Source organism: Kangsaoukella pontilimi, from assembly GCF_009830125.1.
GTDB classification, from domain to species: Bacteria; Pseudomonadota; Alphaproteobacteria; order Rhodobacterales; family Rhodobacteraceae; genus Kangsaoukella; species Kangsaoukella pontilimi.
Map to the genome: position 1 here is coordinate 1,828,975 of NZ_WUPT01000001.1, position 14,085 is coordinate 1,843,059.

The following is a 14,085-nucleotide window of genomic DNA, read 5'->3' on the forward strand; positions in this document are numbered from 1 at the left end:
CACTTCTTTTGAATCCAGAGCCAAGTCGAGATTGGCCGACGAATATGACGCCGCGCAGGAACGTGGGGAGGTTCAAAAGTCCGGCGGTGATAGGGTGAGCAACGTTGCAGACGCCAACAATGCTCCGTCATTGACCGACCTCGGCCTTCGCCGCTACGAAATCCCTGCGGCGCGGAAACCGCTTGCGCACGAGTCATTGTGGAGAAGGGCGGCGGGCCGGGAGTGAGATTGCGCTAGGCCGCAATCACACGCCGGTCTCTTTCTTTACCGCGACCAGACACGCTTCAATAAGGTCGAGCGGCTTGATCCGAGTGCCATCCTGGAATTCATAGAAGGCCTCAGTGCGGTTCGTGACCATCCGGCCTCCAGGGAGGAAAATCAGCTTCCCGCCAAATACAGCATTTAGTTGAGATGGCTTCAGTGCGCTCGTAAGCCCCTTGAATCGTGTGTCGCGGCGAAGCTCTTTGTGCTTGTGCATATTCGCAACTGCTTGAAGGTACTCGAACATGGGCTCGCGAGATATGAGGCGCGCCACAACTACGCCCGGCTTCTCTCGGTTCTCTTCCGCAATCCAATCAGCGCAATGATAGATCAGGATCGACGCTGAATAGGTAAGCGACTGATCATAAGGCTTCTCGCGCAACTTCTCGACCAGCGGTTGAAGCACCCTCTGGATGTAACCTTTCGAATCCATAGGGCTTGATACGCCACAGACGAGCCATCTTTAAGGCTTTAGTGCTTCGCCCTCTTGATGCCCCGCCTTGCAGCTCGCTTTACGCTCGCCCAGAACGATGGCTTGCGGCTACGATAGGCCGGAAAGGGGAATCTGCCATGACGGGAGCAAAAGTGCATCATCTGAAGGCTGAGCCAGGCAGGTTCGACTATACCCCATACCACATGGCGCGTTTGGCATATGATATTTTTCAGTCAGCCAAGTCGTTTGATAGCGGAAAAGAAAGAAAACTGTATCGGTACTTTTTGTACTCCGTAGCCATTGAGCTCGTTCTGAAGGCCCTTCTCTTGAACAACAATAATACTCAAGCGAGAAAGGACGAAAATCAGCGCATTCGGCATGACCTTTCGAAACTGAGTAGGTCCGCTCAACCGCAGCTTCCAGACGGATTCCTGACCGCCGATGACATCAGAGCAATTGATGATGTCTCACCGTTCTTTTCGGGAAAAGCGTTAGAGTACCCATCTGGTGAGATGATCAAAGAACTTCTGACAGGTGCGAGAAATCTTCCGAGCATTCAGTCGTTAGAAGCTGTCGCCGAAAAGTTGGTTGATCACGCAAGCCACGATAATTTCTTTAGCGGATCAGACACAACTGACGCCAAATGAACGGTGGGGAGATCGGCCAAAGGTTTGAATTGGGGATGTGTGAGAAGCGCTGGCTAGTCGGTTTCCTCTGACGCGCATTGTTTACTTTTCACGCCCCCCGGGGGCTGATGCGTCGTTTTGTTTCATAGGCAGCGTGGGGTTCGCACTAAATTGTCATGAAGACTGTCCCTCGATGCCTCAAAAGCGCCGCTCCGAAGAGCGACACTCTTGAGTGTAGTAACGAGTGATTTGCATGTGTTCTGGGGTCGTCCACTTGGGCGGCCCCAATTTTTTGTCTGCTCGATCGTGAACGCAGTTCCAGTCGGCAGTTGTTTCCCAAGTAATTTCCGAAACGAGGCTGAAAGATGGCCTTCTTGAGGAATTGTTGGCGCTGGTAAGACCAAGGTGGAACTCCGCTTGAATTATGGGTGCCCGCCCGGTGGTCGTTCCGGGCGGGCGCTAATACAGGCGAGCGCCTTGCGGCGGTGAGCCTCGCTTGTGCCGTGTCAACGCCAGGAGAGCCGCCCACGACTGCCGAGGTTTTTCATGCACGCCCACTCTCGGCTTGGACGCCCTGCCTCATGGCAGGCTCTGGTATGCCTTACGCGTCAGGGAATGCGCCGAAGATAACGGCGGCAGGACGCCAGACGCCGAAAGCCCATCGGCCTTCCGCTCGAATGGTCAGAAGGTTCTTCTCCACGTCATCCTCGTTCTGGTCGAAGATTTCGACCACGGTGGACTGACGCGACCAAAGCATCATGCTGTCGGTCGAGATGCAGAAGAACGAGCCGGACGGCACGCTGTTGGAGATGATGACGGGCAAGCCCCACGTCATGGGCTGCATCCCGTTCCGAAGATAGGTGATGCTGTTGCCACCCTGCGCCAGGTACGACGCATCGCCCGAGATGCCGGTCTTCGTGCGTTCCAAGCGTCCGAAGTCTGCCGGGTTCACGAGGAAGGCGCTCGGCATGTAGTCCGAGACGACAACCTGCTGCTTTGCCCGGTTCAGGGCGTCGAAGTCGTTGTCGGCCGTGACCACGGTGAGGTCGGTGTGGTTGCCGGTCTGGTTCATGCCCGAGAGGTTCGGAGATGAGCCGTTGCCCTGGATGATCTGCTGTTCGAGCCGCTGCTCCACCGCGTGACGCAAGCGCGCATCGATGTAGCTTTGAAGGGCCGGTTGATCGTCCATGGCCTGCCGCGACACTTTGAGGAACGTCGCGATGGTCCGCACCGGTTCGTCAATGCCCTCGAAGATTAGCGTAGATTCCGGCTTCTGGGCCGCTTCTGCCGTTTCGGCCGCGTTGTTCGTCCAAGAGGCTTCCCGCGTGTAGTGAACCTGGTTCGAGGTCGCCGTGCCGCGTGGCACCACGTCCAAGAGCCGCAGGGGACGGAAGGCACCTCCGACGATTCCCGGCATGTTGTCCTTGGGAACAACGCCGGTGTCGGTCGGGTCTTGCGGTGAGCCACCTTCGCCAAGAATGGTGTTCTTGATTTCGAGGCCAGCACGGGCGGTGCGCTTGGCGGCAACGTCTTTCCAGGCGTCAGAGCCGAGGATTTCGGCGCCGATAGATTTCCGCGACGTGCTGCCAATGAGGCCGCCGCCGAAGCCCTTCTGCTGCATTCCGGTCATGCTGTCGCGAAGGCCAGTGACTTCGGTTTCAAGCTCGTCGATGCGACTCGTGTATTTCTTGTGAAGCTTCTGCTCGACTTGATTGAGCGCATCTTCAACTGCTGTGATATCGAGTGCCATTGGGCGTACTCCGAGTGTAGGTTTCATGCGAATTCTCAAAGCGCGCCTTCATCCCGAAGGCCCTACTCTCGGGGACCGGCCACATCCCGCGGCTGGGGTCCGCCTCATCCCAACCTTTCTCACAAAGGCCAGGCTCGTCTTCCAGTCCGCCGACTCGCTCAGGCTGGGACCGGGTGCCGGGCTGAGAAACCCGACAGAGGTATCATAGCACCCCACCGTGAAAGCGCCAATACTCAACTTGCCCTCCCTCCGGTTTCAGCGCCGTGGATGGCCTGTTGGGCGAGGCTCAAAAGGAAGCTGTCAGCGGCAAGTCTGCCGTCCCTTGCTTCGATCAGCGCATGTCCGAAGCCGATCAGGCTTGCCGCGAAGCCCTCTCGATCGATGCCGAGGCTTTCGGCTTGGTTGGCGAGGTTTTGAAGGCCCGGCTTTAGGCTGGCGATCTGCTCGTGTTCAGTGTCGGTCATTGTCGGTCCTTTCGTGAGGGGGGGGGTACCCCCCTTTTTCCGAGGTGATATTGCACGCGCACGTGGGTGGCGGGTTTCCATGCGAGCTGGCGCTGAACTTTGAATGCCCCCCCGTGCCGTCCCGCGAAAAAACCCAGAGAGATGGCACTAGATATGCCTCCCATTCGGGCGCACTCATTGCCCGCCCCCATGCTTCCTATTCGGGCGCACTTCGACGACATTTTCGGGCAATTCAGCTTCGTGGGTGCGTCCTATTGGGGCGCGGTGGTGCGCCCTATTCGGATTAGGGGTTACATTTTTGATCCGTGCCTTTCGGGGTTTTGGGCGATAGCTCCCGTATACCGGTACCGGGAAGTCATAGCCTTCGCTCCACCTCTCGGGTTCGCGCGTGGGTGGCTTGAATGGTGGCTTTGCGCCCGAGGCAAGCATGGTTAGACGCCATGTCGCCGTGCGGCCTTTCCCGTCCAGTCCGAGCGACCAAGCCCCGGTGGCAATGATCCAGCCTTTCGCCTGCAGATCAGCTAGGCCGGCCGAGACGGATTTGACGCTCAGGCCAGTGTCCTTCGCGAGGTCGCGAGGTGAGCGAAAGACGCTGCCGTTGTTATTCAGCCTCTTGCCTTCCGCGAAGCATCTCAGCTTCAGGCGCATGTAGACTTCCCGCGCGGCTGGCGTCAGAGCCTTCCAGGCGGAAAGTTGAACTTCGCTCCGCTCATATTTGGCGAAGCCCGCCATTACGCGGCCTCGATCTGCACGACGCTACGAAGCACATACACCCCATGTCGGCCGGGAAAGGCGCCGCCGTGGCGCTCCCACTTCGTGTCGACGTGGATGCCCTTCTTGCGCAGCTTTTCGACGTATGCGCTCCACCTGGGCGCGGGCCGGTCAACAGTGCTGACGCCGGTCGATCCGGCGATGATGAGTTGCTGCAAGGCCCAAGCCGTGCGGCCCTTGAGTGCTATCGGGCTGTCATACCCTTCGATGGTGACTGAGAGTTTCATGTTGCTGCTCGCTTGTTGCGCGCAGGCGGTGCATGGGGAATTCAGATACCGAACCGTTATACTGCAGTTCGATCTTCACCCCTGCCTCGCACCGTCCCGCGCGGCAGGGGTTTTTAGGCGGCGCTCTCGGACTGAGCTTCGGCGATTTTCTTCGCCTGCCACTCGCGAATAAGTTCGACGGTCGTGTATTTGCGGCGGCCAACCGTGAAGAAGGTCGGCCCGCGACCGTGGCGGCATTCGCTTTCGAGCGTCGATTGCGGAAGGTCGAGAGCCACAGCAGCCTCGGCAATAGAGAACTGTAGGCGGGGAATTGCGGTGTCTGACATTTGTGCGTCCTTAGTTGCGGTCAACTGGTAGACGCTTCGTAGTCGTTCCCCTTTTGCGGCCCCTACTTAGCCGCGAAATTTGTCATCTTCCCTTACGAATTTCTGTGAGCCGAGCCTGCAAGGCTCTGTCTGTCGGCACGTCTGCGCCGTCTTCTTCCATCTTGCGTTTCACGGTCTTCCAGGTATCGCCGGGCTCATTGAAATAGTGCCGAACAGCCTCGCGCTCTTCAGCAACCCGTGCGGCCTCTGTTGCTCCGCCCCTGTGCCGGTCTGCAGTGTATTTTGTGACGCGGCGCAAAACGGCAAAGTCACCGGCAATGTGCTCTATGTCTGCCCGTGCCTCGGCAATCGCCAGCTTCACATGGACATTTCTGCAAGCCGGGCTGTCGGAAAGCTCGTCTAGCTGCTCCACAAAGAAGCGAGACATTTCCTCGGCCTGCTTCATTGCTGCGGCCTGTCCATCTGGCGTGTCCACGTATTTCAGCATCAACAAGCGTTCGACAAAGCGAGCGGCGAGACCGTTGACCATATCCACCGCTTTCAGCGTTTCGGGACTTGCTTCCGACTCGTTCATGCGAACCACTCCGCCAGTTGCGCGGCCGTGAATTTCGCATAGGTCGCCTCGATCATATCCACGCTCGATCCGACATGCTGAGCAACGGCCACGGTCGGCACGCCACGGCTCAGGGCGCGCGATATGAAGCCATGACGCAGGGCGTAGCTTGTCACGTCCTCGGGCAACCCTGCGGCCTTCACGGCGGTTCTGACGGGCTTCATGTGGCCGCCGTCAGGCCATGCCTGCCCGTCCTGCCGTGGTATCAGAGGGGCATCAGGGTGGCGGTTGCCAGCCTTGAGCCGGAACCACTCGGCCTTGTCGGGTGAAAGCACAATGACGCGACGGCCTGTCTTGCCGGTGAGCGCCAGTCGGTTGCCTTCAAGGTCGCTCACCACGGCCCCGGCAATCTCGCCGCACCGCGCCCCGGTCAGTTGAAGCGCCTTGAGCAGGTCGGCCACGTCTTGGCGTGCCGCGTCGATCAGGCGGGCTTCCTCGGCTTCCGTCAAGATGACCATGCGCTTTCCGAAGCTGTCCGCCTTGGTGAATTTCTGCACCGATACCCATGCTCGCGCCCCTTGGTAATTGTGCAGGTCGGCGTAGCGCGTCAGGGCGGCCTTGAGGACGGCCAATTCCCTATTGGCGGTGGCGCGGCGGGCCTGCGGGTTGGTGCCTGCCTCCACGATGCTGTTCATCCATGCGGTAACGTCGCGGGCGGTGAGCGTCTTTAGCGCCGTCGTGGGGAATGCCTTGCCGATGCGGCGCGCTTGGTTGCGAAGGTCGGTGCATCGCTTGGCGGTCGTCGCCGTCCGGCATTTCCATTCCGCCCAATCGTCCAGAGCATCGGCAACGGTGATTTTCGACGGGTCCGCGTCCAACTGTCCAACGGCCTTCGATAGGGCTTGCTCATAGCTGAGACAGTCGCCGCCGTTTGCGGGTGAAGTATCGTCAGCGGTGCCGAGCGTTTCGTGGGCGTATCCCCCGGTCGGCTTGGCGGTGCGCAGCATCCATGAACCTGATCGGCCTTCCGTCTGCCTTCGGTAGACCAGGGCGCGGCCGGTACCGAGTTTCTGAGCATGGGCCTTGCCGGTTGCCAGCTTGGCGCGGGCGGTCTTCGTCCTCAAATCAGCCATTAGTCAAACCTTAGTCAAAAACAGCTAACAAGGGCTGCCTGGGCTGAACTAAAGCTAGCTGACACAATCAGTCAATAAATTCAGGACATATCTAAGGTTAGCTGATAGCCAACTATGGTCAACTTGAGGGAATTTATCCCTTGGTAAGGGAGAGGTCGAGAGTTCAAATCTCTCCGGCAGCACCAGTCCTTAGTCCTCCAAAATGCAGATGCGCCAGCGAACAGGTCCTGTCGGGACCGACGCTATCGGCCAAGCCGATCGTTCAGGCGTCGATCTACGTCACCTCGTAAGGCTCGGTAAGGCTCCCGAAGATGCGCTCGACATTCGGGTCTGCGACGGGCGGGCCAACGCGCAGGCTTGGCAGGTCGAAGAGCAGTTTCGCGGTCCACGACGCAGTCGACCGAAAGCCAACCACCGCCTTGATCCGGTCGCCCGCCTCGAACATCAGCCGCTCGGCCGTTCCGGGCGAGGTTTCGAGCGTCACGGGCAATGCTCCGAAATTCAGCGTGTCGGTATGGTCGGCGGGATGTGGCTTGAGAACGACGGCGCCGTAATCACTGATAAGACTGTCGATAAGACGTGCCAGCCAATCCCTGTCCGGTGCCAGATGCGCCAGCCGCATCGGCGGAAGGATCAGAAACGCAAACGGTTCATCCGGCAGGTCGTGCCGGCGACCAGCCTGAGACATGCCGGCCAGCACGGCGCGCGCGCTCTCCACATAGGCCGCGTTCGGACGAACCTGCGATTGAAACCGATCCTCAAGCATCCCGAAATGAGGAACGGTCACGAAGAGAGACCGTATCCGCTTCTTCAGTTGCGCCAGCCCGTATCTCCTGCGGCTCGGCATGTCTTTTCCCAGAACGGCAGCCTCGCGGCACAGGTCCCGGTACAAAATCCCTTCGTCGGAGCGGTAGTTGCCCGTCCCATCGTCGATCTCGACCTGCCTCGCACCCTTCCTGCGCCGGTATGTCGGCTGCGTCGTCAGATGAACCACTCCCGGCGCGCCCTTGAAACGGGCGAGGTCCTGCTGAAACCCGGTCATGTCCGTGATCCTGACGCCGAGTTCAGCCGCGACGCTCTCATAGGACGCACCATCCATTCCGGTGCTCCAGTAATCTGTCAGGCCGAAAACAATCTCAGCCTTCGATCCTTTCGCGCGGATGTGGTGCGCATAGGCCAGACCGTTCAGCAGTTGAAACTGTGAAGAGACCGGGAAGAGAACCGCGCGTTCGGCGACAAGCCCCTTGGAATCGGCCGAGCGCGTCACGACCGCTGTCTCTCTCTGAGGTATGGACGATGGCAGGTCATCGAAAAAGTCCTATCCGAGCGCGACCGATGCGGCAACGGGGGGGCCGAGACCCGCCCGCTCCGGCAATCACCCTCTGCGCGCGATGCGAACCGCGATCCGCACAATTAGCGCCGCAAGGCCCGCACCCGCCATCGTCAGTGCTGTCGCACGGAAAGTCATCACATCCGCGAGCCCCCCGAAAGCGAGCGAGCCAAGGGCCGCGGACCCGATCGCGACGACGGCCCAGATGCTCATCACCCGGCCACGATAGGTGTCATCGATCTGCATCTGGATCGCGCTCTGGCAGAAGATGCTGACGACCGTCGCGACGAAAGCGAGCGCCGCAACAAGCGCCATGGCCACACCCCAGACCTGAAACAAGCCGAGTGCGGAGAGAACGCCCAATCCCAAAGCATAAAGCGCGGGGATGAGTGGCGGGACGCTGCCGTCCGGTCGCCCCGGCAGGATCGCCAGAAACAGCCCGCCAAGGACCGCCCCGACCCCCGCTGCCGATGTCAGAAGGCCAAGCCCGGACGCACCCCGGTCGAACACTCCGTCCGCAAGGATGGGCAGCACTTCGATGATACCGCGCAGAAAGAACGACGACAGCGCGGCGATCAGAAGCGCCGCGCGGATATTGGTATCCGTTCTGACATAGCCGAACCCGGCCAGAAGCGCCTCGAAGAACCGCACCTTCTCGGTGCCCTGACCCTGCCGCGCCCTCGGGCGGAGGGTTGCCAGCGCCAGAATGAAGGGAAGGTAACAGACCGTCGTCACGAGAAGGCAGGTAAAGACCCCGAACTCGGCGATCAGGTAGCCTGCCAGCGCCGGACCGGTCATGCGCGCGATGTTGAAGTTCATCGCCACAAGATTGACCGCCGAGCCGATCCTGTCGCGCTCGACAAGGCGCGGCGCAAGCGACATGCGGACAGGCGCATGGGCCGACATCGTCAGGCCCGTCAGCGTCGCATAGGCGAGAAGCCCGAAGGGCGTCAGCAGGCCCGAGCCGTAGAGAACCGACAAGCTCGCGGCCAGGAACATAAGCGTGCTCTGGGTCAGGACTGCCGCGCGCTTGATGTCGATCCGGTCGGTCAGCACGCCGAAAAGCGGCCCCGCCACCATCGTCGGCGCGAAATAGAGAAACGCCACGAGGCCCACGAAGCTGGCCGATCCCGTCAGTTCCCACGCGATCCAGCCGACGGTCACGCGCAGCATCCAGAGCGCGTTCAACGCAAAGACGTTGCCGCCGAGATACCTGCGGAATTGGCCCGACGCGAGCGCGCTCACATTCATGCGTTAGAAGCCTTCAAACCGGTCGAAAGGAACCGGTGCCATCAGTGCTAGTCACCCATAGCGAAGGTCCCGTCATCGATACAAGGGCGTTGCGTACCGATCCGTTCCCCGGGTGGGGTCAGCTTTCGTAGCGCGTGCGTCCCCGCCGGTCGGCGTCGATCTTCAGGCGCACGTTCACCGGCTGATGCGCGCGCTGCGAACAGGCCTGTCGCGGGCAGAGGTGACACGAGATCCCAATGGGCGCGTAGAGCGTCCGGTCCGTGGGGTCGAAGCGCTCGGCATAGCCCAGCCGGTCGGCGTACCCCACCTCGCAGCCAAGCGCGATGACAAGCCGGCGGTCCTGCGTCTGCCGGCTGAAGACGGGGCGGTCGGTGGTGCGCGAGATGGTGAAGAACCGCTCGCCATCGGGCAGCTCCACGAATTGCGGCAGGATCAGACCGGGCGAGCGGAACGCGCCATGGATATCCCATACAGGACAGGCACCGCCCTGCTCGGCCAGCGTGATCGCGGTGGCGTTGAACCGCTTGGTGATGTTCCCCGCCCGGTCCACGCGCAGAAAGAAAAACGGCACGCCGCGCTTGCCGTCCCGCTGCAGCGTCGTCAGCCGATGGCACGCCTGCTCATAGGACACGCCGAAAGCAGCGGCGATCCGGTCGATATCGTAGCGGGTCAGCTCGGCCAGTTCATGGACCGTGTCATAGGGCATCAGGAAGGCCGCCGCGAAGTAGTTGGTCAGTTCGACCGCCAGCCGGGCTTCGGCGTCGTCATCGCTCAACCCGGCTTTCGCGATGCGCGCCGCAACAAGTTCGGAAGTGACCAGCAGGCCGGCGACGTAGGCCAGCTGAAAAACCCTGTTCGGATGGTCGAGCGCCTCCGACAGCAGAACCTGCCCCGCATCGCGCCGGAATTCCCTCAGCGTGTCAGGCATCTCGCTCAGCCGGACGACCCGCGCCTCGATCCCGTGCTCGACCCTCAGATACCGCTTGAGCGAGGCGTACATGTCGTCATGCGACCCGCCGATTTTTTCGCGAAGTTCCTCTGCCGCTTGTTCGAGATCGTCGAAATGGTTTTGCCGGTCGCGGAAGAAGTCGTGGATCGCGGCTTCCGGCGCGGCGGCAAGCAACTGGTCGATCTGTGCCGTGTCGGTCAGCCGGTTGATCCGCTCCGCCATGGTGCGGTGGCTCTGATAGATTTGCAGGAACCGCGCGACAAAACGCGGGGCATGATCGACGGCGGCGCGCAATTCCTGAAGGTCGGGCGCATCGCCGGTGAACACCGGATCACGCATCGCCACACGCAACTCGGGGATTCGCGTCTCGCTCTGGTGGCCCAGCAGGTCGCGCCAATCGACACCGTATTCCTCGGTGATTGACACCAGAACCTGCACGGACAGGCTTCTCTGATTGCTTTCGAGCAGGTTTACATAGGCTGCACTGATCCCGAGGCGCCGGGCCATCTGGGCCTGGGTTTCACCGTGATCGCGCCGAAGCTGGCGCAGTTGAGGGCCAACGAAGGTCTTCTGCATATTTACAGATTTACAGTATAGATATCAGTAAACGCAATAATTTACTTAAGAACTCGAATTTTGCGGAACTAAATTACGCGTCGGTTATATCCCTCCCTCGAGACGCGCCTCATCCGCGACTTGCTAGGACACCAAGGCCCGGTGTCATCATGGGAGGATATTACATGATCAACATTTTCACTCGCCGCAGCGCAATGGCCCTTGCCGCATCGGCTGCAATTGCCGTGACCGCAGGTGCGCCCGTGGCGGCCGCCGACTGGAAACCGCAGAAGCCGGTCGAAATGGTCATCATGGCCGGACAGGGCGGCGGCGCTGACCGTCTCGCACGCCTGTTCCAGTCGATCATCCAGAAGGAAAACCTGTCCTCGATGCCGATCCTGCCGGTGAACAAGGGCGGCGGATCTGGTGCCGAGGCGCTGCGTTACCTGAAAGACAACGAAGGCGATGCCCACAAGATCATGGCGACGCTCAACAGCTATTACACCACGCCGCTCCGCACCGACATTGGCGTCGATATCACGGAATACACCCCTATTGCCCGCATGGCGCTCGACACCTTCGTCCTCTGGGTCAACGCCGACAGCGACATCCAGACGCTCGACGACTGGGTCGCCGCCGTACGCGCTTCGGGCGGCGAGTGGAAAATGGGCGGCACCGGCACCGGTCAGGAAGACAGCCTTCTGACCGCGATGCTGGAAGAAGAGTTCGACCTCGATATCACCTACGTCCCGTTCAAGGGCGGCGGCGACGTGGCCAAGAACCTTGTCGGCGGTCACATAGACTCGACCGTGAACAACCCGTCCGAGCAGATGGGCTTCTACAACGCCGGCAAGTCGCGCCCCATCGTGGCCTTCACGCCCGAGCGCATCGCCGCCTTCCCCGACACGCCCACCGCGGGCGAGGAAGGACACGACATTGTCTACTGGATGCAGCGCTCCTTCGTCGGCCCCAAGGACATGCCGGCCGAGGCCGTGGCCTACTACACCGCCATGTTCGAGGCGCTGTCCGAAACCGAGGAATGGAAGACCTACACCGAGGAAAAGGCGCTGATGGCCGACTTCCTGACCGGTGACGCGCTTCAGGCCTATTTCCTCGAAGAACGGGCCAAGCACGCCGACATCCTGCAGATCATGGACGAAGGCTCCTCCTGATCTGTCCGTAAGACAGGCGGGGCCGCATCCCTCCGGCCCCGCCTTTCCGACCCATTTCCCTATTCCGAGGCATGAGACATGTTGACGGCTGACCGCGCCATTGCGCTCGCGATCATCGGGCTTAGCCTGTATTTCATGAGCCACGCCATCGCCCTTCCCATCGGCTGGAACGGCGAGACCGGGGGGCCAGGCGGCGGCGCGTTTCCTTTCTGGTTGTCTCTGATCATGGCGCTCTGCGCGGCCGGAGTCCTGATCCGCAGCTTCGGCACACCGGACGACGGCCTGCCCTTCTTCGACCCCGAGACGATCCGCTCCGTCGCCGCCGTCGCCATCGCGCTGACCGCCACAATCGCGCTGACACCGATCCTGGGCGCCTATGTCTCCATCGTGCTCTTCCTGCTCTGGTACCTGCGCGTCTTCGGCGGGCATGGCTGGACGCTGACGCTCTCGCTCACCGCAGCCACCCCACTCTTCCTTTTCTTTTTCTTCGAAGTGACGCTCAAGATCCTGCTGCCCAAGGGCTGGACCGAGCCGCTGTTCCTGCCGCTTTACGCAACCTTCTTCTGAGAAAGAGCCGCCACCATGGATGTACTTGCTCTTCTTGCCGACGGCTTCGCCACCTCGCTCTCGCCCGTCAACCTGATGATTGTGATCATCGGCGTGACCGCCGGCCTCTTCATCGGCGCGATGCCTGGCCTTGGCTCGGTCAACGGCGTGGCCATCGTCCTGCCGCTGACTTTCATCGTGCCGCCGTCATCCGCGATCATCCTGCTGGCGGCGATCTACTACGGCGCGATGTATGGCGGCGCGGTCAGCTCGGTCCTCTTGGGCATCCCCGGCGCTTCTACCGCCGTCGCGACAACCTTCGACGGGCGGCCCATGGCGCAACAGGGCAAGGCGGGCCTCGCGCTCATCGCCGCTGCTGTCGCGTCCTTCGTGGGCGGGACGATCTCGGTCGTCCTTTTCACGCTCTTCGCCGCTCCCCTCGCAGACCTGGCGCTGGCCTTCGGCCCGGCCGAGGAATTCGCCCTCGTCCTCCTGGCCTTCACTACCTTCGTGGGCCTCGGCGGCGACGACATCCTGAAAACAATCGTCATGATCTGCCTCGGCCTTGTTCTGTCCACCGTGGGCCTCGACCTGATCTCGGGCCAGCCGCGCCTGATCTTCGGCGACATGCCGGGCTTCTACTCGGGCATCTCGTTCCTCGTCCTCGCAATCGGCGTCTATGGCGTGGGCGAGGTGCTCCACACCATCGAGACCTCGAAATCCGCGCCCGCCGTCACCCCTGCCCGGCTGACTTTCCGCGAACTGGCCGATGGCCTCCGCCGGATGAACCGCCTCTGGAAGACCATGAGCATCGGTTCCTTCCTGGGCTTCTTTGTGGGGATGCTGCCCGCCGCCGGTGCGACGCCCGCCTCGCTCATGGCCTACGGGATCGCGAAGACGACGTCGCGAGAGCCCGAGTCCTTCGGCAAGGGCAATATCGAAGGCGTCGCCGCGCCCGAGACCGCCAACAACGCCGCTTCGACCGGCTCTCTCCTGCCGATGCTGACCCTCGGCATTCCCGGCTCGCCGACGACCGCGCTCCTTCTCGGCGGCATGGTCATGTGGGGTCTCGTCCCCGGACCCATGCTCTTCATCGAACAGCCGGATTTCGTCTGGGGCCTGATCTCGTCGCTCTATACGGCCAACTTCGCCGCCGTCGCGATCAACCTCGCGCTGATACCGCTCTTCGTCTGGGCGCTCAGAATGCCGTTCACGGTGCTTTGCGCCATGGTTCTGGTGCTCTGCATCGTTGGCGGCTTCGCCCCCAGCCAAAAGATGCACGACGTCTGGCTGATCGCCGGGTTCGGCATCGCGGGCTACCTCCTGCGCAAGGCCGACTACCCGCTGGCACCGCTCGTCCTTGCGCTGGTCCTCGGACCGCTCATGGAAAAGAGCTTCCGCCAGACGCTGATCGCCGAGCAGGGCGACATGATGGCCTTCGTCGAGCGTCCGCTCTCGGCCACCTTCATCGCCATCGCGGTGCTCTTCTTCCTGCTGCCGCTCATCAAGGTGTGGCGCGCAAGGTCGGGCAAAGCGGCGATCTCGCCCGCCGAATAACCGAAGAAAGACTGCAAGGAATATCAAGATGACGTCGACGTTTTCGGCCCTGTTTTCGGGCCACCCCGACACTTCCCCTGCGTTTGGGGCGCCTGGGCGGGAGTGGTTGAGCTATGGGGGGCTTCGGGCTCTGGGGGGTGAGGTTCGGGGGGCGCTTCACGGGGCCGGGATCGGTCGGGGG

General features: G+C 61.4%; 14 protein-coding genes. 4 read left to right on the forward strand and 10 right to left on the reverse strand.

Annotated features, from left to right (window positions below; translation table 11 throughout):
* Nucleotides 1-244 precede the first annotated feature (244 nt).
* Complete coding sequence (locus tag GQ651_RS09270; protein WP_160763873.1) at nucleotides 245-694, reverse strand: hypothetical protein; 450 nt, start codon at nucleotides 692-694, stop codon at nucleotides 245-247.
* A 137-nt stretch (nucleotides 695-831) separates the two neighbouring features.
* On the opposite strand from GQ651_RS09270, the gene GQ651_RS09275 reads away from it, so the two are divergent.
* Nucleotides 832-1,341, forward strand: a complete 510-nt coding sequence (locus tag GQ651_RS09275; RefSeq protein WP_160763874.1) for a hypothetical protein — start codon at nucleotides 832-834, stop codon at nucleotides 1,339-1,341.
* Nucleotides 1,342-1,921: 580 nt separating this feature from the next.
* On the opposite strand, the gene GQ651_RS09280 is transcribed toward GQ651_RS09275, so the two are convergent.
* The 9 genes from GQ651_RS09280 to GQ651_RS09325 all read right to left on the reverse strand — a co-directional run bounded on the left by GQ651_RS09280 (nucleotide 1,922) and on the right by GQ651_RS09325 (nucleotide 10,650).
* Nucleotides 1,922-3,070, reverse strand: a complete 1,149-nt coding sequence (locus GQ651_RS09280) for a phage major capsid protein (protein ID WP_160763875.1) — start codon at nucleotides 3,068-3,070, stop codon at nucleotides 1,922-1,924.
* Nucleotides 3,071-3,303: 233 nt separating this feature from the next.
* Nucleotides 3,304-3,534: a hypothetical protein gene (locus tag GQ651_RS09285; protein WP_160763876.1), complete on the reverse strand. Its 231-nt coding sequence runs from the start codon at nucleotides 3,532-3,534 to the stop codon at nucleotides 3,304-3,306.
* A 731-nt stretch (nucleotides 3,535-4,265) separates the two neighbouring features.
* Nucleotides 4,266-4,532 (reverse strand): winged helix domain-containing protein, encoded by a 267-nt coding sequence (locus tag GQ651_RS09295; protein WP_160763878.1) that lies wholly within the window; start codon nucleotides 4,530-4,532, stop codon nucleotides 4,266-4,268.
* 113 nt (nucleotides 4,533-4,645) lie between these two features.
* Complete coding sequence (locus GQ651_RS09300; RefSeq protein ID WP_160763879.1) at nucleotides 4,646-4,858, reverse strand: hypothetical protein; 213 nt, start codon at nucleotides 4,856-4,858, stop codon at nucleotides 4,646-4,648.
* 82 nt (nucleotides 4,859-4,940) lie between these two features.
* On the reverse strand, nucleotides 4,941-5,432 hold the full coding sequence (locus tag GQ651_RS09305; protein WP_160763880.1) for a hypothetical protein: 492 nt from the start codon (nucleotides 5,430-5,432) through the stop codon (nucleotides 4,941-4,943).
* A complete protein-coding gene (locus GQ651_RS09310; protein ID WP_160763881.1) occupies nucleotides 5,429-6,544 on the reverse strand; it encodes a tyrosine-type recombinase/integrase in 1,116 nt (371 codons plus the stop codon). Before GQ651_RS09310 ends, GQ651_RS09305 begins: the two co-directional genes overlap by 4 nt.
* Before the next feature lie 274 nt (nucleotides 6,545-6,818).
* Nucleotides 6,819-7,811: a hypothetical protein gene (locus tag GQ651_RS09315; RefSeq protein ID WP_160763882.1), complete on the reverse strand. Its 993-nt coding sequence runs from the start codon at nucleotides 7,809-7,811 to the stop codon at nucleotides 6,819-6,821.
* A 108-nt stretch (nucleotides 7,812-7,919) separates the two neighbouring features.
* Nucleotides 7,920-9,119 carry an MFS transporter gene (locus GQ651_RS09320; RefSeq protein WP_160763883.1) on the reverse strand — a complete coding sequence of 400 codons (1,200 nt, stop codon included), beginning with the start codon at nucleotides 9,117-9,119 and terminating at the stop codon, nucleotides 7,920-7,922.
* Nucleotides 9,120-9,243: 124 nt separating this feature from the next.
* Nucleotides 9,244-10,650, reverse strand: coding sequence for a helix-turn-helix domain-containing protein (locus tag GQ651_RS09325; protein ID WP_160763884.1), 1,407 nt, complete (start codon nucleotides 10,648-10,650; stop codon nucleotides 9,244-9,246).
* Between the two features lie 164 nt (nucleotides 10,651-10,814).
* Here GQ651_RS09325 and GQ651_RS09330 point away from each other — a divergent pair, with 164 nt between their 5' ends.
* From GQ651_RS09330 to GQ651_RS09340, 3 genes are all read left to right on the forward strand, one after another.
* Complete coding sequence (locus GQ651_RS09330; RefSeq protein ID WP_160763885.1) at nucleotides 10,815-11,801, forward strand: Bug family tripartite tricarboxylate transporter substrate binding protein; 987 nt, start codon at nucleotides 10,815-10,817, stop codon at nucleotides 11,799-11,801.
* A gap of 78 nt (nucleotides 11,802-11,879) precedes the next feature.
* A complete protein-coding gene (locus tag GQ651_RS09335; protein ID WP_160763886.1) occupies nucleotides 11,880-12,368 on the forward strand; it encodes a tripartite tricarboxylate transporter TctB family protein in 489 nt (162 codons plus the stop codon).
* A 15-nt stretch (nucleotides 12,369-12,383) separates the two neighbouring features.
* Complete coding sequence (locus tag GQ651_RS09340; protein WP_160763887.1) at nucleotides 12,384-13,904, forward strand: tripartite tricarboxylate transporter permease; 1,521 nt, start codon at nucleotides 12,384-12,386, stop codon at nucleotides 13,902-13,904.
* Nucleotides 13,905-14,085: the final 181 nt, after the last annotated feature.